30 protein-coding genes are annotated in these 24239 nt (G+C 70.9%); 10 read left to right on the top strand and 20 right to left on the bottom strand.

The window, feature by feature from the left end; genetic code table 11:
- Positions 1-150 precede the first annotated feature (150 nt).
- Entirely contained in the window at positions 151-963 is an 813-nt protein-coding gene (locus Q0588_RS01125) for a potassium channel family protein (protein ID WP_298742997.1), read from the top strand.
- Positions 964-1196: 233 nt separating this feature from the next.
- A complete protein-coding gene (locus tag Q0588_RS01120; protein ID WP_298742995.1) occupies positions 1197-3434 on the top strand; it encodes a prolyl oligopeptidase family serine peptidase in 2238 nt (745 codons plus the stop codon).
- Positions 3435-3472: 38 nt separating this feature from the next.
- Here Q0588_RS01120 and Q0588_RS01115 read toward each other — a convergent pair whose 3' ends face one another.
- The 5 genes from Q0588_RS01115 to Q0588_RS01095 form a co-directional block, all read right to left on the bottom strand.
- On the bottom strand, positions 3473-4102 hold the full coding sequence (locus Q0588_RS01115) for a MarR family winged helix-turn-helix transcriptional regulator (RefSeq protein ID WP_298742993.1): 630 nt from the start codon (positions 4100-4102) through the stop codon (positions 3473-3475).
- 89 nt (positions 4103-4191) lie between these two features.
- Positions 4192-4887 (bottom strand): septation protein IspZ, encoded by a 696-nt coding sequence (locus tag Q0588_RS01110; protein WP_298742991.1) that lies wholly within the window; start codon positions 4885-4887, stop codon positions 4192-4194.
- A gap of 3 nt (positions 4888-4890) precedes the next feature.
- Complete coding sequence (gene ftsY, locus Q0588_RS01105; RefSeq protein WP_298742989.1) at positions 4891-5826, bottom strand: signal recognition particle-docking protein FtsY; 936 nt, start codon at positions 5824-5826, stop codon at positions 4891-4893.
- Between the two features lie 68 nt (positions 5827-5894).
- The gene (locus Q0588_RS01100; protein WP_298742987.1) at positions 5895-6326 is read right to left on the bottom strand and encodes a type II toxin-antitoxin system HicB family antitoxin; all 432 of its coding nucleotides are present in this window, start codon (positions 6324-6326) and stop codon (positions 5895-5897) included.
- On the bottom strand, positions 6326-6517 hold the full coding sequence (locus Q0588_RS01095) for a type II toxin-antitoxin system HicA family toxin (RefSeq protein WP_298742985.1): 192 nt from the start codon (positions 6515-6517) through the stop codon (positions 6326-6328). Before Q0588_RS01095 ends, Q0588_RS01100 begins: the two co-directional genes overlap by 1 nt.
- 140 nt (positions 6518-6657) lie before the next feature.
- Here Q0588_RS01095 and Q0588_RS01090 point away from each other — a divergent pair, with 140 nt between their 5' ends.
- Positions 6658-8697 carry an NAD(+) synthase gene (locus Q0588_RS01090; protein ID WP_298742984.1) on the top strand — a complete coding sequence of 680 codons (2040 nt, stop codon included), beginning with the start codon at positions 6658-6660 and terminating at the stop codon, positions 8695-8697.
- A gap of 81 nt (positions 8698-8778) precedes the next feature.
- On the opposite strand, the gene Q0588_RS01085 is transcribed toward Q0588_RS01090, so the two are convergent.
- Entirely contained in the window at positions 8779-9654 is an 876-nt protein-coding gene (locus Q0588_RS01085; protein WP_298742982.1) for an alpha/beta hydrolase, read from the bottom strand.
- A 49-nt stretch (positions 9655-9703) separates the two neighbouring features.
- Positions 9704-10216, bottom strand: a complete 513-nt coding sequence (locus Q0588_RS01080) for an HAD family hydrolase (RefSeq protein ID WP_298742981.1) — start codon at positions 10214-10216, stop codon at positions 9704-9706.
- Positions 10217-10356: 140 nt separating this feature from the next.
- Between Q0588_RS01080 and Q0588_RS01075 the strand changes: the two genes are divergently transcribed.
- Genes Q0588_RS01075 through Q0588_RS01065 form a run of 3 tightly spaced genes read left to right on the top strand, consistent with a single transcriptional unit; the run spans position 10357 to position 12659 of the window.
- A complete protein-coding gene (locus tag Q0588_RS01075; protein ID WP_298742979.1) occupies positions 10357-11517 on the top strand; it encodes a DegT/DnrJ/EryC1/StrS aminotransferase family protein in 1161 nt (386 codons plus the stop codon).
- Between the two features lie 4 nt (positions 11518-11521).
- The gene (locus Q0588_RS01070) at positions 11522-12457 is read left to right on the top strand and encodes a Gfo/Idh/MocA family oxidoreductase (RefSeq protein WP_298742977.1); all 936 of its coding nucleotides are present in this window, start codon (positions 11522-11524) and stop codon (positions 12455-12457) included.
- A gap of 31 nt (positions 12458-12488) precedes the next feature.
- A complete protein-coding gene (locus Q0588_RS01065) occupies positions 12489-12659 on the top strand; it encodes a hypothetical protein (protein WP_298742975.1) in 171 nt (56 codons plus the stop codon).
- Positions 12660-12666: 7 nt separating this feature from the next.
- Here the strand turns inward: Q0588_RS01065 and Q0588_RS01060 are convergent, their stop codons facing one another.
- The 4 genes from Q0588_RS01060 to Q0588_RS01045 are packed head-to-tail and all read right to left on the bottom strand — an operon-like array spanning position 12667 to position 14840.
- On the bottom strand, positions 12667-13053 hold the full coding sequence (locus Q0588_RS01060; protein ID WP_298742973.1) for a type II toxin-antitoxin system VapC family toxin: 387 nt from the start codon (positions 13051-13053) through the stop codon (positions 12667-12669).
- Positions 13050-13310 carry a type II toxin-antitoxin system prevent-host-death family antitoxin gene (locus Q0588_RS01055; protein WP_298742971.1) on the bottom strand — a complete coding sequence of 87 codons (261 nt, stop codon included), beginning with the start codon at positions 13308-13310 and terminating at the stop codon, positions 13050-13052. The genes Q0588_RS01060 and Q0588_RS01055 overlap by 4 nt, the downstream gene beginning before the upstream one ends.
- Positions 13311-13358: 48 nt before the next feature.
- Complete coding sequence (locus Q0588_RS01050) at positions 13359-13838, bottom strand: MaoC family dehydratase (protein WP_298742969.1); 480 nt, start codon at positions 13836-13838, stop codon at positions 13359-13361.
- 9 nt (positions 13839-13847) lie between these two features.
- Positions 13848-14840 carry a threonine/serine dehydratase gene (locus Q0588_RS01045; RefSeq protein WP_298742967.1) on the bottom strand — a complete coding sequence of 331 codons (993 nt, stop codon included), beginning with the start codon at positions 14838-14840 and terminating at the stop codon, positions 13848-13850.
- A 265-nt stretch (positions 14841-15105) separates the two neighbouring features.
- Here Q0588_RS01045 and glpK point away from each other — a divergent pair, with 265 nt between their 5' ends.
- Together glpK and Q0588_RS01035 are read left to right on the top strand one after the other, a co-directional pair.
- Entirely contained in the window at positions 15106-16611 is a 1506-nt protein-coding gene (gene glpK, locus Q0588_RS01040) for a glycerol kinase GlpK (protein ID WP_298742966.1), read from the top strand.
- A complete protein-coding gene (locus Q0588_RS01035; RefSeq protein ID WP_298742965.1) occupies positions 16608-17684 on the top strand; it encodes a phosphotransferase family protein in 1077 nt (358 codons plus the stop codon). Before glpK ends, Q0588_RS01035 begins: the two co-directional genes overlap by 4 nt.
- A gap of 76 nt (positions 17685-17760) precedes the next feature.
- Here Q0588_RS01035 and Q0588_RS01030 read toward each other — a convergent pair whose 3' ends face one another.
- From Q0588_RS01030 to ccmC, 6 genes are all read right to left on the bottom strand, one after another.
- Positions 17761-18033 carry a hypothetical protein gene (locus tag Q0588_RS01030; RefSeq protein ID WP_298742963.1) on the bottom strand — a complete coding sequence of 91 codons (273 nt, stop codon included), beginning with the start codon at positions 18031-18033 and terminating at the stop codon, positions 17761-17763.
- A gap of 325 nt (positions 18034-18358) precedes the next feature.
- Positions 18359-19111, bottom strand: coding sequence for a thioredoxin family protein (locus Q0588_RS01025; protein ID WP_298742961.1), 753 nt, complete (start codon positions 19109-19111; stop codon positions 18359-18361).
- Between the two features lie 56 nt (positions 19112-19167).
- Entirely contained in the window at positions 19168-19371 is a 204-nt protein-coding gene (locus Q0588_RS01020; protein ID WP_298742959.1) for a hypothetical protein, read from the bottom strand.
- A 52-nt stretch (positions 19372-19423) separates the two neighbouring features.
- Positions 19424-20017, bottom strand: a complete 594-nt coding sequence (locus Q0588_RS01015) for a DsbE family thiol:disulfide interchange protein (RefSeq protein WP_298742957.1) — start codon at positions 20015-20017, stop codon at positions 19424-19426.
- A gap of 3 nt (positions 20018-20020) precedes the next feature.
- On the bottom strand, positions 20021-20182 hold the full coding sequence (gene ccmD / locus Q0588_RS01010) for a heme exporter protein CcmD (protein ID WP_298742955.1): 162 nt from the start codon (positions 20180-20182) through the stop codon (positions 20021-20023).
- Between the two features lie 2 nt (positions 20183-20184).
- Entirely contained in the window at positions 20185-20907 is a 723-nt protein-coding gene (gene ccmC / locus Q0588_RS01005; RefSeq protein ID WP_298742953.1) for a heme ABC transporter permease CcmC, read from the bottom strand.
- A 122-nt stretch (positions 20908-21029) separates the two neighbouring features.
- Between ccmC and Q0588_RS01000 the strand changes: the two genes are divergently transcribed.
- Positions 21030-21254, top strand: a complete 225-nt coding sequence (locus tag Q0588_RS01000) for an alkylphosphonate utilization protein (RefSeq protein WP_298742951.1) — start codon at positions 21030-21032, stop codon at positions 21252-21254.
- A 55-nt stretch (positions 21255-21309) separates the two neighbouring features.
- Here the strand turns inward: Q0588_RS01000 and ccmB are convergent, their stop codons facing one another.
- The 3 genes from ccmB to ccmA all read right to left on the bottom strand — a co-directional run bounded on the left by ccmB (position 21310) and on the right by ccmA (position 23514).
- Entirely contained in the window at positions 21310-21975 is a 666-nt protein-coding gene (gene ccmB / locus Q0588_RS00995; RefSeq protein WP_298742949.1) for a heme exporter protein CcmB, read from the bottom strand.
- Between the two features lie 82 nt (positions 21976-22057).
- Positions 22058-22918 carry a DUF3800 domain-containing protein gene (locus Q0588_RS00990; RefSeq protein ID WP_298742945.1) on the bottom strand — a complete coding sequence of 287 codons (861 nt, stop codon included), beginning with the start codon at positions 22916-22918 and terminating at the stop codon, positions 22058-22060.
- On the bottom strand, positions 22915-23514 hold the full coding sequence (gene ccmA / locus Q0588_RS00985) for a heme ABC exporter ATP-binding protein CcmA (RefSeq protein WP_298742943.1): 600 nt from the start codon (positions 23512-23514) through the stop codon (positions 22915-22917). Before ccmA ends, Q0588_RS00990 begins: the two co-directional genes overlap by 4 nt.
- A gap of 204 nt (positions 23515-23718) precedes the next feature.
- Between ccmA and Q0588_RS00980 the strand changes: the two genes are divergently transcribed.
- A partial coding sequence (locus Q0588_RS00980) for an aconitase family protein (protein ID WP_298742941.1) occupies positions 23719-24239 on the top strand: 521 nt, incomplete at its 3' end.

Below are 24239 nucleotides of genomic sequence, written 5' to 3'. Positions count from 1 at the left end.
TGGCCGGCGTCCGGCGTGAACGGCGTCTCCAGCGCATTGACGACGACGAAGTCGTTGCCGGCGCCGTTCATGCGGACGTAGGGGCGGGTCATCGGATCGATATAGGGTTTGCCGGTTCCGTGCGCGAGCGACGCGCGTTATCGCTGGGTGATGAGCCGCGCCGACAGCGAATCCGGAACCGGTCCGACCCGCCAGGGATGGCGGGTGCGGGCGCGGATGCGCTACCTCTACCACGGCTCGTCGCCGGCCGCGGTGCGCTTCCGGATGGCCGTGATCGTCGTCGATTTCGCCATCATCGGCTTCTTTCTGGCGGCGCCGATCCTGCGCGAGGCGGGATGGGCCTTCTATGTCGCCGACATCGCCATCGCCCTGGTGCTGGCGGCCGACCTGACCGCCCGGGCGCTGGCCTTCACCGACATCAAGGACTGGCTGAGGAAGCCGTCGACCTGGATCGACCTGTTCATCCTGGCGACGCTGATGTTCCCGCATTCGCTGAACAATTTCGGCTTCCTGAGGATGCTGCGGCTGTGGACCCTGCTGAGCTCCGACTTTTTCTGGAGCACTGTCGGCCGCAAATTCGACGACACCCGGGTGGAGGAGGTGACCCGGGCGCTGGCGGCGCTGGTGACCTTTGTGTTCGTGGCCACCGGCTTCGTCTACGCCACCTTCCGGGCCCGGCACGAGGACCTGCACGGCTATCTCGACGCCCTGTATTTCACCGTCGCCACCCTGACCACGACCGGCTTCGGCGACATCACCCTGCCGGGCAACTGGGGCCGCGTGCTGTCGATCATCATCATGCTGACCGGCATCACCCTGTTCCTGCGCCTCGCCCAGACCCTGGTGCGGCCGCACAAGGTGCGCTGGCCCTGCGATCAGTGCGGCCTGCAGAAGCACGATCCGGACGCGGTGCACTGCAAGGCCTGCGGCAACGCCCTGCGCATCCCCGACGAGGGCCAGTGAGCCCCCGGCGAGGGGCGGGGCGCGAGGGTTGGGGCGCGAGGGGCGGAGCCCGCGGTCGCCCGGGCCCGCCCCGAATGACAAAACCGTAACCTCCCCCCGGGCGGCTTGTGACAGGGCGGCGCCCGGGTAAGGTGCCGCCCGACCAACCGGCGGCGGCCGCGCCGCCGGGGCCAATCTGCACGAACGGCGCGGCGGATCAGCCGGCGGCCGACCGACCTGACCCGGAGCCTGAGATGAACCGCCTGTTCCTGACCGCCGCCCTTCCGGCCCTGCTGCTCTCCGGCTGCGCGGCGGGCGCGCCCGAGCGGCCGATCTACGGCCTCGCCCCGGACCGGGTGGAAGGGCCGCTGGAGCCGCCGGCCGCCGCCGCGCCGCCGCATTTCCCGGCCGACCTGACCCCGGCCGGGGTGCGCGCCGCCGACGACCATCTGGCCCTGGAGGAGGTCGAGGGGGCCGGGGCCATGGCCTTCGTGGCGGAGTCCAACCGCAGGGCGCTGGCGGCGCTGGAGGAGGACCCCCGCTACGAGACCTTCCGCCGGCAGGCCTTCGACATCCTGTCGGCGACGGACCGCATCCCGGCGCCGGTTTTCCTCGGCGAGGGCATCGGCAATTTCTGGCAGGACGCGGCCAATCCGAAGGGGATCTGGCGGCGCACGACGCTGGACAGCTACCGCTCGGACGCGACGCGGTGGGAGACGCTGCTGGACATCGACGCCCTGGCGCGGGCCGAGGGCCGGGACTGGGTGTGGAAGGGGGCCGACTGCCTGGCGCCGGACGAGACGCGCTGCCTGGTCAGCCTGTCGGACGGCGGCAAGGACGCCGTCGTGGTGCGCGAGTTCGACATCCCGACAAGATCATTCGTGGACGGAGGGTTCGTCCTGCCCGAGGGCAAGCACCGGCTGGAATGGCTGGACCGCGACACGCTTCTGGTCGCCACCGATTTCGGCCCGGACACCCTGACCGAGAGTGGCTATCCGTTCATCGTCAAATCGCTGACCCGCGGGCAGACGCTGGCCGAGGCGACCGAGGTCTATCGCGGCGACATCGGCGACGGCGGCTACGGGGTCAGCCCGGGCGTGTATCGGGACGGGGACGGGCGGATCGAGGCGGTGCTGTTCCACCGCCCGCTGGACACCTTCCGTGCCGAGACCTGGCGCTGGGTCGATGGCCGGGCGGTCAGACTGAACCTGCCCGAGCGGGTCGGCATCCATGGGACCATGGGCGGCCAGCTGGTGTTCTCGCTGGACGAGGACTGGGTCATTCCCGGCGGGCCGATGCCGGCCGGGGCGCTCATCATCGCCGGGCTCGACGAGCTCTCGCAGGCGGAGATGCCTCGCACCAACGGCAACCCCGGCGTGATTTTTGCGCCGGGTGAGCGGCAGTCGATCGACAGTGTTCGCGTCTTGTCCGACAGCGTCCTGGCCGTGGTGTCGGACAATGTCGTCGGTACGTTGAAGCGTTTCAACATGGCAACCGACGACGCGCGTCATCCTCACTGGCGCGCCACCGACATCGCCGTTCCGGCCAACAGCGCCGTCGGCCTGGGCGATAGTTCGAAATCGCGGGGCGAGGTGTTCGTCTCGACCCAGGGCTTCCTGACGCCGCCGACGCTCAGCCTCGCGGAGGTTTCGGCCGCGAGGATCACTGAACTCCGGTCCGCCCCCGCCAAGTTCGACGCCTCGACCCATGTGGTCGAGCAGTTCGAGGCGACCTCGTCGGACGGGACGAAGATCCCCTATTTCGTCACCCGGCCGCGCGACATGGCCATGGACGGGTCGGCCCCGACCATCCTGTTCGGCTACGGCGGTTTCCAGGTCAGCTTCCCGCCCGCCTACAAGCCCGAGATGGGCCGGCTGTGGCTGGAGAACGGCGGGGTCTTCGTCCAGGCCAACATCCGCGGCGGCGGCGAGTTCGGGCCGCAGTGGCACCAGAGCGTGCTGAAGGAGAATCGCCAGCTGGCCTTCGACGACTTCGCGGCGGTGGCCGCCGACCTGCACCGGCGGGGCATCACCAGCCCGCGCCGCACCGGCATCTACGGCCGCTCCAACGGCGGGGTGCTGACCTCGGTGACGATGACCCAGCACCCGGAGCTGATCAATGCGGCGGTGATCGAGAGCCCGCTGATCGACATGCTGCGCTATCACGAACTGCCGGCCGGGGCCTCGTGGATGGGCGAATACGGCGACCCGCGCCTCCCCGAGGAAGCCGCCTGGATCGCCCGCTATTCGGCCTATCAGCAACTTCGTCCGGACGCGGACTATCCCCGTGTCTATATCACCACCAACACCCGCGACGACCGGGTGCATCCGGGCCATGCGCGCAAATTCGCGGCGCGGCTGGCGGCGATGGGCCACGACCACCTCTATTACGAGGAGACCGCGGGCGGGCATTCGAACGACGCCGACCCGGTGGCCAACGCCCGGCGCTGGGCGCGCCACTACGTCTATCTGGCGCAGCAGCTGATGGACTAGGGCGCCGGCTTCGGTCTCCCCGGCGGGCGAGACGAGGCTCAGGCCGGTTCGACGAGCTTGAGCCGGGCGGCCTTGGCCGGCTTGCCCGGCTTGCCTGGCTTGGTCGGCTTGGTCGGTTTGTCGGGGCGGGCCGATTTCCGGGCCAGTTTTTCGGCCTTCTTCGCCTCGCGGGCGGCCTTCTTGGCGGCCTTGGCCTCGGCCCTGGCCTTGTCCGGCGCGGCGTCGGCCTCGCCGGCCAGGCCGGCGAGCAGGGCCAGGAAGCCGTCGCGCTTGGCCTTGGGCAGCAGGGCCAGGATGCGCCGGTCGGCGGCCTCGACGCGGGGCCGGGCGGCCTCGAGGGCGGCCTCGCCCGCCGCCGACAGACGCACCGCCTTGGCGCGGGCGTCGAGGGTCGAGCGTTCGCGGTCCAGCAGCCCGCGGGCGGTCATGCGCGCGACCAGATCCGCCAGGGTCGAACGGTCGATGCCGGTGGCGCGGACCAGGTCGGTCTGGGTCAGGCCGGACCTGTGCGACACCGCCTCCAGAACCGCAAACTGGCGCTGGGTCAGGCCGTCGGGGCCCGCCTCCTCGGCATAGATGTCGAGCGCCAGCTGCAGGGCGCGGTGCATCAGGTGGCTGGGCGAGGCGGCGAGCCCGCCGCGTCTGGCCTTGCCGCTGGACTTGACCATAGACCGTATCCCCTCGGTTGCACGGCATGGGTAGCAGCCGCGCTTAACGGTTTGACGACGGACGGTTCCGCCGCCGTCCGGGACCGCCGTCAGGGCGCCCGGTCGGGCCCGGCCGGGGCCATCGGATCGACCGGGCTGTCGGTCGAGGTCAGGTTGCGCAGGATCAGCGGGATCTGCGACAGGCCGAACGCCGACGAGGCCACCCACAGCACGCCGCGGAAGCTGACCCAGACGTCGGCGGGGTCGATGTCGGGCCGCCCGGCCCGGCCCGCCGCCCAGCCGACCAGCGCCTCGCTGCGGATCATTTCATTGGTGGCCGCCACCGCCAGGAAGAACAGGCCGTAGCGCAAGGTGAGGATGCGCCAGGCGCGGTCGTTGATCGGGATCACCGTGCCGAGCAGCGCCCGCAACGGCTGCTTGCCGACGACCAGGCCGCCCAGCAGGGCGACGGCGAGGCAGGCGTTGAGGATGGTGACCTTGAGCTTGACCCAGAGGCCGTCGCCGGTGAGCAGGGTCAGCAGGCCGAAAACCAGGGCGAAGCCGCCGACCAGCAGCGGCAGCACGGCCAGCCGTTTCTCGACGATCAGGCCGACCGCGACGCCGACGGCCGAGCCGGCGACGAGGAACCAGGTGGCGTTGACGAGGGCCGCGTCGCCGTCCAGCCCGCGCAGGCGGAAGGCGAGGAAGGCGAGGCCGAAGGCCAGCAGGCCGCCGAAATCGACCAGCTGGCGCAGGTTCGATTCTTTCGGCGCGGGGCGCGGTGCGATGGGTTCAGGCTCGCTCATGCGTCAGTCCTCGAGCCCCGCCAGAGACCGTGAAAAGGCCCGGGCGTCGAACGGTTGCAGATCGTCGACGCCCTCGCCCACGCCGATCAGCTTGATCGGGGCGTCGGAGGCCTGGGCCACCGGCACCAGCACCCCGCCGCGGGCGGTGCCGTCCAGCTTGGTCATCACCAGGCCGGAGACATAGGCGGTGCGGCCGAAGATCTGTTCCTGGGCCAGGGCGTTGCGGCCGACCGTGGCGTCGAGCACCAGCAGGGTCTCGTGCGGGGCCTCGGGATCGATCTTCTTCAGCACCCGAACGATCTTGAGCAGTTCGTCCATCAGCGCCTGCTTGTTCTGCAGCCGGCCGGCGGTGTCGATCAGCACCACGTCGAAGCCCTCGGCCCGGGCCCGGGTGTAGGCGTCGAAGGCGAGGCCGGCGGGGTCGGCCCCGTCGCGGCGGCTCTCGAAGGCGGCGCCGGCGCGGTCGGCCCAGACCTTGAGCTGTTCGCGGGCGGCGGCGCGGAAGGTGTCGCAGGCCACGATCATCACCTTCGCCCCCCGCCCGGTCAGGTCGGCGGCGATCTTGCCCAGGGTGGTGGTCTTGCCCGAGCCGTTGACGCCGACGAACAGGGTGACGAAGGGGCGCGGGCCGCCCAGCGGCTCGTAGCGGGCCTCATGCCCGGCCAGTTCGGCGGCGACGGCCTCGGCCAGCGCCTCCCTGACCTCGCGCTCGTCGGCCCCGGCCCCGAAGCGCAGCTCGCGGAAGCGGGCGACGATGCGGTCGGTCGCGGCCGGGCCGAGGTCGCTCTCCAGCAGATGCTCCTCCAGCCCCTCGAGGGCGGCCTCGGACAGGGGCTCCCTGACGAAGGCGGCGACGACCTGCTCGGTCATCTGTTTCGAGGAGCGGGACAGACCCTCGGTCAGCCGCGAGAGCCAGCCCTTTTTCGGCGCGTCGTTCATAGGGTTGGCTTTAGCGAGCCTGACCGCCGTCGTCACCCGGCGTCTTGGCCGGGACCAACCGTCCCGGATCAGGCCCGGCGCCGCGCCTCCATCAGGGTATCGTAGCCGAGCGCGTTGAAGGCCGCCGTGATCTGATCGGTCCTGGAGACGTGGTCGAGATCGAGAAGCCGATCAACCGTGGTTCTGGACGCCACGCCCATTCGCCGTGAAAGCTCCGCGGTGCTGACCTGTTCGTGCAGCATCGCATTGTGCAGATGAACCTTGGCCTCGACATTAAAGGAGACCCGCGCGACGGCCTGACCCGGAGCCATCATAATCCGACCGACGGGGACGCTTTCCCCAACAGCGATCCTCGCAGCTATAGCCTCAAGCACCGCGTTTGTGCCGTTCTCGATGGCCTCGTCTCGAGTTTCCCCGAATGAAGTGACTTCCGGCAACATGGGACAGGTGACGAGAAAGTCGCTCCCGTCCCTGGTGAGGGTCAAAGGGTAGTGCGCCATTAGAGTCCCAGGTCCTTCTTTATCTTCTGAACAAGGCCCTTGCCGAGTTCCTTGCCGCCACCGTGCATCGGCAACTGACTGGTGCGTCCGTTGAGCCGAACCGTGAGATGGCCAGAGCCGCCCTTGTGAGACTGGAAAGTCGCACCTTGGGCAGACAGCCACTTCTTGAGCTCTTTGCTGTTCATGAACATGGAGTGCGCCACACAAGTGTGTAAGTCCACAAAAATGTGGAGCGACAGGGTCGGCAGGAGCGCAGGGCGTCTTTGGCGTCCTTGAGCGGGGCCTGATAGAAGGTGCGGAACTTCGTCCCGTGGGACGACCGGAAAGACCGATGCCGACGACCCACCCCTTCCACAGCACCGCCGCCCACGGCTTCGTCCGCGTCGCCGCGGCCACCCCGGTGGTGCACACCGCCGACCCGGTCGCCAACGCCGACGAGCATGTCGCCCTGATCCGGCAGGCGGCCGAACGGGGCGTCGACCTGATCGTCTTTCCCGAGCTGAGCCTGAGCGGCTACGCCATCGACGACCTGCTGATGCAGGCGGCGCTGCTGGACGAGGTGGAGCGGCAGATCGTCCGGGTCGCCGAGGCCGCCGACGCGGCCGGGGTGATCGTCGTGGCCGGGGCGCCGGTGCGCAACGGCGACGCCCTTTTCAACTGCGCCGTGGTGCTGGGCGCGGGCGGCGTGCTGGGCGTCGTGCCCAAGACCTATCTCCCCAACTACCGGGAGTATTATGAGAAGCGCTGGTTCGCCCCGGCGGCCAGCCGGTCGGAGGATGCGGTGGCGCTCGGCGGCGACACCGTCGACTTCGCCCCGGGGCTCGTCTTCGAGGCCGTCAACCGGCCCGGCTTCGTCTTCGCGGTCGAGATCTGCGAGGATTTCTGGGCCCCGCAGCCGCCCTCGACGCGGGCGGCGCTGGCCGGGGCGCGCATCCTGCTCAACCTGTCAGCCTCCAACATCGTCATCGGCAAGGCGGACGAACGCGCCCTGTTGTGCGCCAGCCAGTCGACGCGGACGCTGTCGGCCTATGTCTTCACCGCCTCGGGCTGGGGCGAGAGCACCACCGACCTGGCCTGGGACGGGCAGGCGACGATCCACGAACTGGGCGCCCGGCTGGCCGAGGGCGAGCGGTTCGCGCTGGAATCGCACCTGACCGTGGCCGACATCGATGTGGAGCGGATCGGTCTGGACCGGCTGCGCAACGGCACCTTCGCCGACTGCGTCCGGCTGGAGGGGGAGGCCGTCACCGTGGTCCCGTTCGAGGCCGGGCCGGGGCCGTCCGCCGACCTGATCCGCCCGCTCGACCGCTTCCCCTTCGTGCCCGACGATCCGGCCCGGCTGGACCAGGACTGTTACGAGGCCTTCAACATCCAGGTGCAGGGGCTGATGCGGCGGCTGAAGGCGACCCGTGGCGAGAAGGTCGTCATCGGCGTCTCGGGCGGGCTGGATTCGACCCAGGCCCTGCTGGTCGCCTGCCGCGCCTTCGACCGGCTGGGCCTGCCGAGAAGCGGCATCCTCGGCTACACCCTGCCGGGCTTCGCCACCTCGGAGGGGACCCGGTCCAACGCCTGGGCGCTGATGAGGGCGCTGGGCGTCACCGGGGCCGAGATCGACATCAAGCCGACCGCGACGACCATGCTCGAGGCCATCGGCCATCCGTCCGCCAGGGGCGAGCCGGTCCACGACATCACCTTCGAGAACGTGCAGGCGGGGCTGCGCACCGACTATCTGTTCCGCCTCGCCAACCAGAACGGCGCCTTCGTGCTGGGCACCGGCGACCTGTCGGAACTGGCCCTGGGCTGGTCGACCTATGGCGTCGGCGACCACATGAGCCACTACAACGTCAACGGCGGGGTGGCGAAGACGCTGATGCGCCACCTGATCCGCTGGGTGGCGGACCGCGAGGTGGTCGGGCCGGAGGCGGTCCCGGTGCTGCGCGGCATCCTCGGCACCGAGATCTCGCCGGAGCTGGTTCCGGCCGTGGACGGCCGGATCCAGTCCACCGAGGAGGCGGTCGGGCCCTATGCGCTGAACGACTTCTTCCTGTTCCACGTCACCCGCTTCGGCCTGAAGCCGTCGAAGGTGGCCTGGCTGGCCCATCAGGCCTGGAAGGACGCGGCGGCCGGTCACTGGCCGGCCGGGACGCCCGACGGCGAGAAGGTCGAATACGATCTCGCCGCCATCAAACACTGGCTGCGGAAATTCCTCGTTCGCTTCTTCCAGACCGCCCAGTTCAAGCGCTCGGCCCTGCCCAACGGGCCCAAGGTGGTCACCGGCGGTTCACTGAGCCCGCGCGGCGACTGGCGGGCGCCGTCGGACGCGACGGCGCGGGTGTGGCTGGATGAGCTGGAAGCGAACGTGCCGGACTGAGGGAGTAGGCAGTAGGCAGTAGGAAGGAAGTGGCGGCGGCTCGCGCAACTGTTCCTACTGCCTACTGCCTACTGCCTCGCTTCAATTCACCTCGCCCAGGAACGGGAAGATCGCCGCCCTGGCCTCGGGCTCGTCGAGCATCGGGGCGTGGCCGACGCCGGGGACCTCGACATAGTCCATCCTCGGGGCCCGCCGGCGCATCTTTGCGGCGATCTTTTCGCTGAGCAGGTCGGAGGTCTGGCCGCGCACCAGCAGCACCGGCCGGGCCCTGGTCAGCCGCCCGAACATCGGCCACAGGTTGGGGGCCAGGGCCCTGGCCCCCGCCGCCTTGATCGGCACGGCGATGTCGGGGTCGTAGTCCAGCACCGGCGCCCCCTCCGTGCCGATCCGGAAGGTGCGGCGGGCGAAGGCGTCCCAGTCGGCCTCGGTGTAGCGGGGGAAGGCGACCGCGTTGATCGACTTCACATAGGCCGCGGCCTCGGCCCAGGTCGGGGTGTCGACCGGCTGGCCGGAATAGGCGGCGATGCGGGCCAGCCCCTCCCTGGCCACCTCGGGGCCGATGTCGTTGAGGATGGCGGCGGCGACGACCTTCGAGCGGATCGCCGCCAGGGCCATGGTGATCAGCCCGCCCATCGAGGTGCCGAGGAAGACGGCGCGGGCGATCCCGGCCTGGTCCATCAGGGCCAGCACGTCATGGGCGTAGTTCAGCGGCTGGTAGGTCATCGGGTCGGGGGCGCGGTCCGACTGGCCGCGGCCGCGCACGTCGACGGCCAGCACCCGGCGGCCGCTCTGGGCGATCAGGGGGGCGAGGGTTCCGAAGTCGGCCGAGTTGCGGGTCAGGCCGTGGATGGCGATCACCGGCAGCTTCGCCGGGCCGGAGGCGGCGGCGTAGTCGCGGGCGTAGAGGCTGAGCCCGTCGGGACTGGTCCAGCGGCGTTCGGCGAAGGTCTGGGTCATGGGGGGCTCCGACGTCCGGCGGCAGTAATTCACCGGCCGGGGAAATCCATCAATGGCCGAACAGGTCTTTTACGAAATCATCGAGGTTGCCGCCCTCGAAGCGGAAACCGGGCAGGCCGGCGCGGCGGGCGGCCTCGAGGTCCGACGGCTGGTCGCCGATCAGGAAGGATTTCGCCGGATCGATGTGATGCTCCCCGATGGCCCGCAGGATCATGCCGGGATTGGGCTTGCGGTCCGGGTGGTCGGGGTGGCGGTAGCGTTCGTCGAGGGCCTCGGCGTGGAAGGGGCAGGCGTAGACCGCGCCGATCACCGCCCCGTGCGCCGCCATCCGCCGCACCAGCAGGGCGTTGAAGGCCTTCATCCGGTCCTCGCTGAACAGGCCGCGGGCGACCCCCGACTGGTTGGTGACGACCACGCACAGATAGCCGAGCCCATTGAGGCGCCGCACCGCCTCGCAGGCGCCGGGCGTGAAGCGCAGATGCTCGTCGAGATGGGGATAGCCGCAATCCTCGATCAGCACGCCGTCGCGATCGAGGAAGGCGGCCGGAACGCCGGATGCCATGATGGCCGGGCATACGGCGTTCCGGCGCGTCGTTGCAACCCGTCACGGGAAGTGACCCGGCCGGATTTGGCTTGGCGGCGGACGATTTGCTAGGGAGCGCTGCCCCGGCGCGGCCCGCCCGCGCGGACGGAGACCGCGGCATGACCCTTCCCTTCATCGACCTGCAGGCCCAGCGGCTGCGCCTGAACGGCGCCATCGAGGCCGCCGTGCAGGAGGCCGTGGCCGGGGGGGCCTGGGTGATGGGCCCGCAGGTGCGCCGGTTCGAGGCCGATCTGGCCGCCTTCGGCCGGGCCGGGCATGCGCTGGGCTGCGCCAACGGCACCGACGCCCTGGCCCTGCCGCTGATGGCGTGGGGGATCGGCCGCGGCGACGCGGTCTTCGTGCCCAGCTTCACCTTCGCCGCCACCGCCGAGATCGTGCCGTGGTTCGAGGCCGAGCCGGTGTTCATCGACGTCGACCCGAACACCTACAATATGGATCCCGGACATCTGGAGGCGACCGTCGAGGCGACGCTGAAGGAGGGTCGGCTGAAGCCGCGCGCGGTCATCGCCGTCGACCTGTTCGGCCGGCCGGCCGACTATCCGGCCATCCGCGCCGTCTGCGACCGGTACGGCCTGAAACTCATCGCCGATTCCGCGCAAGGATTCGGCTGCACCATCGACGGCGACCATCCGCTGAAGTGGGCCGACATCACCACCACCAGCTTCTTTCCGGCCAAGCCGCTGGGCTGCTACGGCGACGGCGGGGCGGTGCTGACCGACGACGACGACCTGGCCCAGCTGATCGATTCGCTCCGCGTGCACGGCAAGGCGGTGGCGCGGGACCTGGAAGGCCGGAGCTTCGACCACGACCCCAAATACCTGAACATGCGCATCGGCCTGAACAGCCGGCTGGACACCATCCAGGCGGCGGTGCTGATCGAGAAGTTGAAGGTGTTCGGCCAGGAGATCGAATGGCGCAACCGCATCGCCGCCCGCTACGGCGAGGGCCTGCGGCCGCATGTGGCGGCGGTTCCGGAGGTCCCGGAGGGTCAGGTCTCCACCTGGGCCCAGTACACCGTCGAGCACGAGGATCGCGACGGGCTGGCGGCCCATCTGAAGGCCCAGGGCGTGCCCACGGCGGTCTATTATCCGGTCCCGCTGCACCTGCAGCCGGCCTATGAGATGTATCCGCGCGGGCCGCAGGGGCTGCCGGTCACCGAGCGGCTGATGCAGCGGGTCATCAGCCTGCCGATGCATGCCGACCTGGACGAGGCCACCCAGGACCGCATCATCGCCGCCGTGGCCTCGTTCGGGGGCTGATCCGATGACCCAGCACCAGCAAGTCCTCAGGTTCGGCGTCGCCGGCGCGGGCGTCATGGGCCGCAACCACGCCCGGGTGCTGTCCGACATCCGCGACGTCGAACTGACCCATGTCTTCGACCCCGACGCCGCCACCGCCGAGGGGGTGGCCGCGGCCTATGGCGCCAGCCCGCTGACCACGGCGGAGGCCTTCGTCGGCGCGGGCCTGGACGCCGCCGTGGTGGCGACGCCGAACCGCACCCACGCCGACCTCGGCGTGGCCCTGCTGGAAAAGGGCGTCCATGTGCTGGTCGAAAAGCCGATCGCCGCGACGGTGGCCGACGCCCGGCGCATCATCGACGCCGCCAGGGCCAACGACCGGGTGCTGATGGTCGGCCAGGTCGAGCGCTTCAATCCGGCCGTGGACGCGGTCAAGCGGGCCATCGACGGCGACGACATCATCTCCATACAGATCACCCGCGTCGGTCCCTTCCCGCCGCGCATGGGCGAGGTCGGGGTGGTCATCGACCTGGCGGTGCACGACATCGACATCATCCGCCACCTGACCGACAGCGAGATCGTCGAGGTCCAGCCGCAGCTGGCCCGCACCCGGGCCGAGCGCGAGGACACCGCCCTCTTGCAATTCCGGCTGGAGAACGGGGTCATCGCCCACATCACCACCAACTGGGTCACCCCCTACAAGGTCCGCACCCTGCAGGTGGCGACGAGGAACAAGTTCGTGGTGGCCGACCTGATCACCCGCCAGGTCACCGAATATTTCGGCCAGCAGGCCGACGGCTCCTACCAGACCCGGGCGGTCAACAGCTGGCCGGCCGAGCCGCTGAAGAAGGAGCTGGAGGCCTTCGCCCACGCCATCCGCACCGGCGAACCGGCGGCCGTGACCGGCGAGGACGGGCTGCGCAACCTCGAAGTGGCGCTGAGGTGTCTGGGCGAGGGGTGAACCCTCCCCCGCGCCGGCGCGTTACCGGTGGATGACCGAGGTTCCCATCACCCCCGCTCCCGGCGACGCGGCCGGGCCCGGCGCGCCCGGGACCGGCGAGACCGTCTGCCCCGGCTGCAACGGCACGGGTCTGGTCGGCGACCGGCCCTGTCCGACCTGCGAGGGGAGCGGACGCGTGATCGAGGGGATCGGCGGGGGGTGAGGCAGGCTCAGGCCAGCGCGCTGACCACATCGGTCCGCGCGAAATCGTCGCCGACATAGAGCAGCGGGCAGTCATGGGTCCTGGCGGCGACATAGCTGAAGCAGTCGCCGTAGTTCAGACCGGCCTCGTGAAATCCCTTGCCCCACAGGGTGTAGGCGTCGGCCGCCGCTTGGGCGACTTCGGATGTGACGTCGATGACCCTGATTTCGAGCAGATCGAGCAGAATCTTCATGCCGGGCAGCGTGCGCTTGCGGCTGGTGACGATCAGGCATTCGGCCACGGTGGCGGCCGACATGAGGATGGGCTGATCGGTCTTCAGCGCCGCCTCGCAGGCCTGGCCGAGCTCCTCCTTGCGGAGGACGGCCATCAGCGCCGAGGTGTCGACCGCGATCATGCGGGCAGGCCGTCTTCGTCGTAGAGGAAGTCCTGGCTGCGCGCGGCGCAGGTCTCGTCGAAGACGACGCCCTGCAGGGCCACATGGGCGGCTTCGATCGCCCTTGCCCGCTTCAGGGCCAGGTCGCCCATGACGAGAGAATTGACGCGCGCCACGGGTCGGCCCCCGTGCGACAGCACGACGTCCTCACCGGCTTCGACACGACGGACCAGATCGGTCAGGCTCACCTTGTCGCCGGAAATCGGGATAGTGGTCATGGCTCGACTCCGATTCACAAGATGATGCCGGCGCCCGGTTTCGGCAAGTCAGCCCACCACCTGCATGCCCAGCCATTCCGCCACCAGGGCCGGCTTTTCCGCGTCCTCGATCTCGACCGTGACCTCGTGTTTGAGCAGCCAGCGGCCGCCGCCCTTGTCCTCGGCCGAGAGCAGTCTGAACCGGCCGCGGACGTTCGAACCCGCCGGCACCGGGGCGAGGAAGCGCAGCCTGTCGAAGCCGTAGTTGACCCCCATGACCACCCCCTCCAGCGGCGGCACGGCGTCATAGGTCATGGCCGAGAGCAGGCTGAGGGTGAGGAAGCCGTGGGCGATGGTCCCCCCGAACGGGGTGGCCCTGGCCGCCTCGGGGTCGATGTGGATGAACTGGCGGTCCTCGGTGACCTCGGCGAAGGCGTCGATGCGGGCCTGGTCGACCATGATCCAGCGGCTGACGCCGATCTCCTGACCGACCAGGCCGGGCAGGTCGGCGACCGGGGTGGGGGTCCCCTTGCGTTCGGTGCGGCTCATGCGGCCTCCTCAGGCGATCGGGGTGAAGCGGTCTTCGATGATGGCCGCGAACAGGGCCGGGTCGACGTTGCCGCCGGACAGGACGAGGGCGGTGGTGCGGTCCCTGGCCTCGACCTTGCCGGCCAGCAGGGCCGCCAGCGACACGGCGCCGCCGGGCTCGACCACCAGCTTCAGCACCCGGAAGGCGTAGCGGACCGCCTCGGCCACCTCGGCGTCGGAGACGGTCTCGACCCGGTCGAGGCGGCGGTTGATCGGGAAGGTCAGCTCGCCGGGGCGGTCGGTCATCAGGGCGTCGCAGATCGTGGCGCCCGGCGCGGGCGGATGGGTCATCCGCTCTCCCGCCGCGAGCGACAGCTGGGTGTCGTTGTAGTGCTTCGGCTCGACGGCGATCACCGGCGTGTGCGGCGACAGGGCCGCCATCGACAGGTTGATTCCGGCGATCAGCCCGCCGCCCGAGGCGCCGCACAACAGCTGATCGATGCGGGTCCCGGCGGCCCTGGCCTGTTCGACCATCTCCAGCCCGACCGTGCCCTGGCCCTCGATGACGAAGGGGTCGTCGAACGGGGGGACCAGCACCGAGCCCCGGGAGGCGGCGATGTCCTCGCCGATGGCCTCGCGGCTCTCGCTGTAGCGGTCGTACATCCGCACCTCGCCGCCGAGGGCGCGGACCCCCTCGACCTTCACCGCCGGGCTGTCGGCGGGCATGACGATGACGGCGGTGGTCCCGACCATCCGCGCCGCCGCGGCCACCGCCTGGGCGTGATTGCCGGAGGACCAGGCGACCACGCCGCGCGATTTCTCGTCGTCGGTGAGACGGCTGATGCGGTTCCAGGCGCCGCGGAATTTGAAGGCCCCGGCCCGCTGCAGGTTCTCGGCCTTGAGCAGCACCCGGCCGCCGACATGGGCGTTCAGGGCCGGGCTCTCGACCAGCGGCGTGCGCACGGCGTGACCGGCGATCTGGCGAGCGGCGTCCTGGACGCCGGCGAAGGAGGCGGTGTGCATGGAGAACACATACCGGTCCGGCCATCCCGGCGAAAGCCGGGCTTGCGGGCGTCGGCCTGACGGTCCGTAGGTTCATCACCAAGGACACGAAGAAGAACTCACAAAGGGCACAACGGGGCCTGCGCCCGGCTCCGATCCCGTCGTGTCCTTCGTGACCCTTTGTGTCCTTGGTGATGAACCTTCCGGCCCGAACTCCCGACTCATGGGTTCCGGCTTCGCCGCGATGATCGGTTGAGTCTCCCCACCGCCGCTCTAACCTGTCGGGATGAAGTCCCTCATCCTCGCCATCGACCAGGGCACGACCTCGACCCGGGCCATCGCCTTCGAGTGCGGGGACGGGGGGCGGCTGCGGCCGCTGGCGGTCAGCCAGATCGAGCTGGCCCAGCATTTCCCGAAGCCCGGCTGGGTCGAGCACGACGCGGCGGAGATCTGGGCGGCGACGCTGCGGACCTGCCGCGAGGTGATCCGCGGGGCCGGGGGCGTCGGGCGGTTCGCCGCCATCGGCATCACCAACCAGCGCGAAACCTCGGTGCTGTGGGACGCCGCGACGGGCGAGCCGCTGCACCGCGCCGTCGTCTGGCAGGACCGGCGCACCGCGGACGTGACGTCGCGGCTGGCCGCGGCCGGGCATGAGCCGGCGGTGCAGGCGGCCACCGGCCTGATCCTAGACCCCTATTTCTCGGCCTCGAAATTCGCCTGGCTGCTGGACGCGGTCCCGGGGGCGCGGGAGCGGGCGGGACGCGGCGAGGTCCGGCTGGGCACCATCGAGACCTGGCTGATCTGGAAGCTGACCGGCGGGGCCAGCCATGTCACCGACGCCACCAACGCCAGCCGCACCTCGCTGATGGACCTGGCCACCCGCCGGTGGCGGCCCGATCTGGCGGAGCTGTTCGATGTCCCGATGTCGGGACTTCCGGAGATCCTCGGCTGCACGGATCACTTGGGCGACTGCGAGCCGTCCCTGTTCGGCGCGGACCTGCCGATCCACGGGGCGGCGGGCGATCAACAAGCCGCGCTGGTGGGACATGGGGCCCTGAAGCCCGGCGACGCCAAGATCACCTATGGCACCGGGGCCTTTCTGGTGGCCAATGTCGGCGACCGGCCCGTGGCGTCGACCAGCCGGCTGCTCGCCACCCTGGGCTACGCCGCGGGCGGGCGGACGGCCTATGCGCTGGAGGGGTCGATCTTCTCGGCCGGCTCGGCCATCCAGTGGCTGCGCGACGGGCTGAAGGTGATCTCCGAGTCCCGCCAGTCCGAGGCCATGGCCCGGGGCCTGGCCGACAACGGCGGCGTCTATCTGGTCCCCGGCTTCACCGGCCTGGGGGCGCCGTGGTGGGAGCCGGAGGCGCGCGGCGCCATCGTCGGCCTGACGCGCGACAGCGGCCCGGCCCAGCTGGTGCGGGCGGCGCTGGAGAGCCTCGCCTACCAGACCCGCGATCTGCTCGACGCCCTGGCCAGGGACGGGGCGCCGAGGCTCAAGGTGCTGAAGGTCGACGGCGGGGTCACCGCCAACGCCTTCGCCATGCAGTTCGTGGCCGACATCTGCGGGGTCGCGGTCGAGCGGCCCGCCTTCCAGGAGATGACGGCGCTGGGGGCGGCCAGGCTGGCGGCGCTGGGCGTCGGCCTGATCGGCGACCTCGAGGACCACCCGGTCGAGGCCCCGGCGCGCTGGGAGCCGCGGATGGAGGCGGGCGCGCGCGAGCGGCTGCTGAGGGGCTGGCGCGGCGCGGTGCGCGCGGCCATCATCGCGGCCCACCCGGAAGACGCATGACCAGTCCCGCCCCCGACGACGCCCAGGCGACCTTCTCCGGCACCCGGGCGATCGACCCCCGCTATGCGCTCGACGAGGCGGCGCTGGACCGCTGGCTGGCGGCGAATATCGAGGGCTACGCCGGGCCGCTGACGATCCGCCAGTTCAAGGGCGGGCAGTCGAATCCGACCTATGAGCTGACCACGCCGGACCGCGTCTATGTGCTGCGCAGGAAGCCGCCCGGCATCCTGCTGGCCTCGGCCCATGCGGTGGACCGGGAGTTCCGGGTCATCTCGGCCCTGCACGCCCAGGGCTATCCGGTGGCGCGGCCCTGGGCCCTGTGCGCGGACGACGGCGTGATCGGCTCGATGTTCTACGTCATGGACAAGGTCGAGGGCCGGGTGCTGTGGGATCTGAAGCTGCCCGGCATGGGGCCGGCCGAGCGCCGGGCCGTCTACGACGCCCAGGTGGAGGCGCTGGCGGCGCTGCACGCCTTCGACCCCGTCGCCGTCGGCCTGGGCGACCATGGCCGGCCGGGCAACTATTTCGAGCGCCAGGTCGGGCGCTGGACCAAACAGTACCGGGCCTCCGAGATCGAGCCGATCGCGGCCATGGACCGGCTGATCGAATTCCTGCCGGCCAGCCTGCCGCCGGAGGGGCCGACGCGGATCGTCCATGGCGACTTCCGGCTCGACAACCTGATCCTCGCCCCCGACGCGCCCGAAGTGCGGGCGGTGCTGGACTGGGAGCTGTCGACGCTGGGCGACCCGATGGCCGACTTCTCCTACCTGCTGATCGCCTGGGTGATCCCGGCCACCGCCCGCAACGGACTGGCGGGGGCCGACATCGCGGCCTTGGGCATCCCGTCGGTCGAGCAGATGGTCGAGCGCTACGCCGGCCTGACCGGCGCCCGCCCGGCCAACCTCGACTGGCTGTTCGCCTACAACCTGTTCCGGCTGGCGGCCATCTGCCAGGGCATCGCCGGGCGGGTCCGCGACGGCACCGCCGCCTCGGCCCATGCGCGGACCCTGGCGGCCCAGGTTCCCATGCTGGCCGCGGGGGCGCTGGCCTTCGCGAAAAAGGCCGGGGCCTGACTCCAGCATTAATACTGGAGCCTGATTCACGGCATCGGCGGAATCGCGAAGCGATTCCTCCTCAACCGATCAGGCTCTAGTTCGACAGCACCTGGACCCGGGTCCACAGGGCGCCGCGATTGACCACATGGACCCGCAGCCGGGCCGGCGCGCCCGGGGCCAGGGTGCAGACCGGATAGTGGTCGCCGAAGCCGTCGGCGCAGAGCAGTTTGCCGGCGGCGTCGCGGACGGTGAGGTCGACATTGGTGTCGCCGTCGCCGATGGCGGCGATGCGCAGGGTCTCGCCCCCGCGGGCGTCGATCTCGAAGCTCCAGCGCTCGCCCGAGGCCAGCCGCCGCACCATCGACACCGGGCCGTCGCCGAACGGGGATGAGCGGACCCCGGCCGTCGGCGGCGGCGGCGGCGCATGGGCCGTCAGCCCGTCCCGGCGGGCCTGTTCGGACCGGCGCAGGGCGTCTCGCCTGGCCGCTGCTATGTCCGAGGTCGGCGCGGCCAGGCGAGACGCCAGCCTCGCTCCGCGATAGATTGTTCCTTGTAGGCCAAAACCTGCACCGGGGGTCTCCTGTGATCTTGAGTGTCGCAACCCAAGCCTCGGAGACCCCCACCCCTCATGCAAGGGGCCGTCTCACATCTGTCTGAACCTGGACAGCGACGCCAGTGACGAAAGCTGACGCTCAGCCCGGCGGCAGGACGGCGCCGTTGAGGATGCGGCGGTCGGCCCGGGCCTGCACCAGGACGGCGACCGCCTCGTCGGGGCCGAGTCCGGCGGGCAGGTCGTAGAGGGCGGGGCGGCCGCTCCAGGCGCCGAGGCTGCGCACCGAGCGGACCACATTGACCTGGCGGACGGTCTGGCCGCGATTGTCGCCGCGCTCGATCTCGACCGTCTGCGGGCCGGGGCGATAGACGACGGCCACCACCTCGGCCCCGCCGGCCGGGGCCCGGCCGGAGCCGACGCCGACCCGGTCGCCGGCCTCGCGGAACTCGATCTCGGGCGGGAAGACCCGGCGGGCGGCCTCTTCCTCGACGGCGGCCTCGAGCGCCGCCTCAAGGGCGCCGGGCACCTGGCGGCGGCCGTCGATGACCACCTGGGGGGTGCCGATGGCGCGCAGCTTGAGCGGCCGGCGATAGGCGCGCTGGCGCTGGGCGAACTCGGGCCGGGCGAAGGTGTCGGCCCAGCCCAGGTAGTCCCAGTAGTCGACCGCATAGGTCAGGGCGATGACCCCGGGGGTGCTGGCCAGGGCCTCGACCCGCGCATTGGCCTCGGGACAGCCGGCGCAGCCCTGGGCGGTGAACAGCTCGACCACCACGGGCTCGGCCGGAACCGCGGCGCGCGGCGCGGCGGGGCCCGACGGCTGGGCCCTCGACCCGGCCGCGATGGAGACGGCCAGGGCGGCCGCCGCAGGGATGATCCAGCCCCTCGTGCGCATGGCGCGCACCTTAACCACGCCGGCCGGGCCCGCGCCGCTCATTTTCGCGTGAGGGGTCAGACCCGGATGTCGAGCAGGGCGCCGGGGCGCTGGGGGCGGCGAGGCTCGGGCGTGCGCGGCGGGTCCGCCGGCGCCGCGTCCGGCCCGGCCGCGCCGTCGAGGGCGGCGCGGAAGAAGTCCGATCGCGAGGCGCGCACGGGCGGCGGCGGGGCCTGGGCCGGGAACAGCGGCGAGGGGGCCGGGGGACGAATCGCGCTCATGCCGACAGGGTTAACGAAATCCGTCGGAAAAGGGTTAACGCCGGGCCGCCGCTCAGCCCCTGTCGGCGGTCGGCAGGGGGCGCGGCGGCGCCTGCATGGAGGCGACCAGACGATCGATCTCGGCCGGGTCGAGCAGGGGCGCCGAGGCCTTGGCGGTGACCCGGCCCATGGCGTCGACGGCGAAGGTCTCCGGGGCGCCGGTGATGCCGAGGTCGAGGCCGGCGCGGCCGTCGCGGTCGACCAGCACCATCGAAAAGGGATCGCCCAGCTCGTCGAGGAAGGCGCGGGTGGCGGCCGGGTCGTCCCTCCAGGCCACGCCGACGATGGCCACGCCGCGCGCCTTCAGGGCCATCAGCTGCGGATGTTCGAGCCGGCACGGGGCGCACCAGCTGGCGAAGACGTTGATCAGCATCGGCCGGCCGACGCCGGCGGTCTTCAGGTCGATGACGCCGGGCCCGGCCGCCGCCCCGGACAGCATGGGCAGGACGGTCTCGGGGACCGGCTGGCCGACCAGGGCGTCGGGCCGGTATTCGCTGCCGCGGCCGTCGGCCAGCGAGCGGCCGGCGAAGTCGCCCAGGCGCAGGGCGGCGAAGACCACGAGGGCGACGAGGGCCAGCAGGGGGACGACGGCGAACCAGCGGTTCATGGCTCAGCCCTCCCCCGCCTGTTCGGCCTCGAGCCGCCTCAGCTCGGCCGACCAGCGCCGCGCCGCCAGCAGGGTGCGGCCGGCGAGGGCGGCGAGCGCGACGCCGCTGATGGCCCAGGCGGGCCAGACGAAGGCGGCGTAGGGGCTCATGTCCAGATCGATCATGCTCAGGCCTCCAGGGCGCGGCGGGCGCGGATCGACAGCACCCGGCGGCGGACGATCTCGGTGCGGATGGCGGTCAGCCAGACCGCGGCGAAGAACAGGCCCCAGGCCGCCATCATGGCCAGCAGCGGGGCCAGGTAGACGGGCGGCATGGCCGGGCCGCCGGCCCTGAGCAGGGAGGCCGGCTGGTGCAGGGTGTTCCACCAGTCGACCGAGAATTTGACGATCGGCAGGTTGATCAGTCCGACCAGGCCGAGCACGGCGGCGGCGCGCGCGGCCTTCGCCTCGTCGTCGATCGAGGCGCGCAGGGCCATGTAGCCGAGGTAGAACAGGAACAGGATCAGCACCGACATCAGCCGCGCATCCCCCCAGGCCCACCAGGCGCCCCACATCGGCTTGCCCCAGAGGCTGCCGGTGACCAGGGCGAGGCCGGTGAAGGCGGCCCCCGGCAGGGCGGCCGCGCGGGCGGCGGCGTCGGCCAGCGGATGGCGGAACACCAGGGCGAAGAAGCTCGACACCCCGAGGGCGGCGTAGGCGGCCAGTCCCGCCGAGGCGGCCGGGACGTGGACGAACATGATCCGCACGGTGTCGCCCTGGCGGAAGTCCTCGGGCGCGGCGAAGGCCAGCCAGGTCGCCGCCGCCAGCAGGACGCCGGCCAGCCCCCAGACCGCCGGCGTCAGCGGTCGGGTGAAGCGCAGGAAGCGGTCGGGATTGGCGAGGCCGAACATCAGAAGCGCTCTTTAGGGCCTGATCGCGTCCGGCGCCACTTCGGGAGGCCGCGGCGGCGGCGCGGCTTGTGGCCGCCCCCCGCGGCGTGCCAAAGCAGCGCCTCGAAACGGGGGACAGCACCATGGGCGAAGACGCCGCCAGGGACACCAACGGCAACCTGCTCGCCGACGGCGACAGCGTGACCCTGATCAAGGACCTCAAGGTCAAGGGCTCGGGCGGGGTGACGCTGAAGCGCGGCACGCTGGTGAAGAACATCCGCCTGACCGGCGACCCCGACGAGATCGAGGCCAATGTCGAGAAGGTCCGCGGCCTGGTGCTGCGCACCGAGTTCGTCAGGAAGGCCTGATTGGAAGGGCGCTATCGCTCGCGACGCGGTCGCTCGCTGCTTGAGCGCGGGCCGCCTATCCCTGCGCGTTGCGGATCGCTGCGGCCCCCGCGAACGGCGTGACCACCGCGGCGAACAGGACATAGGCCGTCAGGAAGGCCAGCGCGGGCATGGGCGACAGGCCGTTCGCGGCCCGCTCCAGCGCTCCGGCCCCGAACACCACCGGCGGGATGAACAGCGGCAGGACGACGACGGCGATCAGCAGGCCGCCCCGCTTCGAGCCGAGCGCCAGCGCCGCGCCGAGCGCGCCGGTCAGGGCGAAGCCGAGGGCGCCGACCAGGGCGGAGAGGGCGACCAGCGGGGCCAGATCGGGGGCCAGGCCGAGGGTGATGGCCGCGATCGGGGCGGTAACGGCGAGGGGAATCCCGACGGCCAGCCACTGGGCCGCGGCCTTGGCCAGCACCACCAGCTCGAGCGGGACCGGCCCGAGGGCGATCAGGTCGAGCGCCCCGTCCTCGAGGTCGCGCTCGAACAGCCGCTCCAGCGACAGGGTCGACGACAGGGCCAGGGCCAGCCAGGCGACGCCGCCGGCGACCGGTCGCAGGCCGGCCGGATCGCCCCCCGCGGCGAGCGGCACGAGCACGGTCAGGCACAGGAAGAAGCCGCAGGCCAGCAACGGCCCGCCGCCCCCCGACCAGGCCAGCGCCAGTTCGCGCCGGAACAGGATGAGCAGGGCCGTCACGACGGTTCCTTGACCATGGCGAGCTCGAAGACCATATAGGTCCGTGGAGGCTTTGTGACCGGAAACGGGAGCATTGCCTTTTTCATTTTCGGCCCCGGGCGGGTCGAAGGTCGTTGATGACCTTGAAGCCGGACTGGCGTTCGCCGCTTTCGAGGCGCCGGCTGAATCGCAACCGTAAAATATCGTCGGCGATGTCAGCCAGATTGTCGCGAGCCGGCTCGTCCATGCCGTGAAGACGCACGCCCCAGCTTACGGTGTAGGCCACGAGGTCTGAAAGCTGCACAAGCGAGGTCAGATCGCTGTGCACGAAGAAGGGCTCCGGAATGATGAGGCGGCTCCGTGTCCGTCCGTTCGTCGTGCGCACGAAATAGGCCGAGACCTGTTCCAGCAGGAGGTGGCAAGCACTTCGGTCGAACTCATCGAAGACCAGGAAGCCCATCGGGTCGCTCGGCAGGCCGTTTAAAAAGTAATACAGCCGTTCAAACAGATAGGCGTAGTCCTTGCGCAGGGCGTCGGCCCGGACCGGGCGGGGCGCAGCCCTTGGAACGATGGTGGCGAAGACCTTCGCCCCGTGCTGCTTTGCAAGTCGCAAGACGAACCGGCTGTAAGATATCTTGGCCTGGGCGAGGGCCGTCAGCCTTTCCCGCGATACCCTCGACCCGTCAACCAACAGCTCATGCGCCAGCCTGCAGCGGTCCGCCTCGGAAATCGGCTCCATCTGGGCTGCAAGACGGAAAGTCTTTGCGTTCAGCAACTTCTGCGCCTTGGCCTCGCGGCCGTAGGCCTCGAACAACCGCATGCCGAAATAGTGCTGCTGAGCGTCGGATATCTGTCTGATGAGCGGCCAGATGCGACGGTCCTCGACGGCGACCGCCGCCAACACTTCATAGGGAGAGGCGCGCCGGTCCTGTCCCGATTCATCGATGAAAAAGGCCCAGCTCACTTGGCCATGCCGATGTCGACCGCCCGGGCGGCCACCGGCAGCGGATCGTGGACGGCGGCGAGGATGGCGCCGCCCTTGTCGAGGTGGGCCTGCATCAGCAGGCCCAGCGCCGCCCGCCAGCGCGCGTCCAGTGGCGCGAACGGCTCGTCCAGCAGCCAGACCGGGCGGGGCGCGGCGATCAGCCGGGCGAAGGCGAGGCGGCGGCGCTGGCCGGCCGACAGCTGGCGCACCTCCAGGTCGAGCAGGGGCTCCAGCGCCAGCACGTCGACGGCGGCGTCGACGGCGCCGGGGTCTGCGCCCAGCCAGCCGGCCTGAAACGTCACCTCCTCCCGGGCGCGGCGGGCGCCCTTGAGGCCGTCGAGATGGCCCAGCCAGTGCAGGTGGCGGCGGCGCGCCTCGGCCGGATCGGCGGCGGCGAAGGCGACGGTCCCGGCGTCGGGGCGGAGGAAGCCGGCGACGGCGCGCAGCAGGCTGGTCTTGCCGGCCCCGTTGGCCCCGGTCAGGGCCACGGCCTCGCCGGCGGACAGCGACAGGGACAGGTCGCGGAACAGCACCCGCTCGCCGCGGGACAGGGCGAGGCCGGAGACGGTCAGCATCGGCGGGCCGGGCCGTAGTTGCGATCCCTTCTCAATACCCGTGTCGGCGACGCGGGTACATGGACGCCCGGGGGAACCACCGCTATATCCGCCCTCGCCGCAGCAGGCGTTCGCCGCGCGCGGCGGGGACCTGTGCGCCCCGCCGTCGACCGCGCGATCGTGCAACCGGATTGTCGGGCGGCGTGAACCAGAGGAAGCCTCTCCATGCCGTCAGTCGACAGCCTTTCCACCCGGCGCGATCTCTCCGTCGGGCGCAAGAAATACGCCTATTACAGCCTTCCGGCCGCCGAGGAAGCGGGCCTGGCCGGGATTTCCCGCCTGCCGCGCTCGATGAAGGTGCTGCTGGAGAACCTGCTGCGCAACGAGGACGGGGTTTCGGTCACCGAAGCCGACCTCAAGGCGATCGCCGCCTGGGTCGACAACAAGGGCGCGGTCGAGCACGAGATCGCCTTCCGCCCGGCCCGGGTGCTGATGCAGGACTTCACCGGGGTGCCGGCGGTGGTCGACCTGGCCGCCATGCGCGACGCCATGTCGGCCCTCGGCGCCGACCCGACGAAGATCAATCCGCTGAATCCCGTCGACCTGGTCATCGACCACTCGGTCATGGTCGATCATTTCGGCGACGGCAAGGCGTTCGAACGCAACGTCGAGCGCGAGTACGAGCGCAACATAGAGAGATACAAGTTCCTGCGCTGGGGCTCGTCGGCCTTCAACAATTTCCGCGT

This window comes from uncultured Brevundimonas sp. (assembly GCF_937870815.1).
Taxonomy (GTDB): Bacteria; Pseudomonadota; Alphaproteobacteria; order Caulobacterales; family Caulobacteraceae; genus Brevundimonas.
This window is presented reverse-complemented; position numbering and strand designations above follow the sequence as displayed.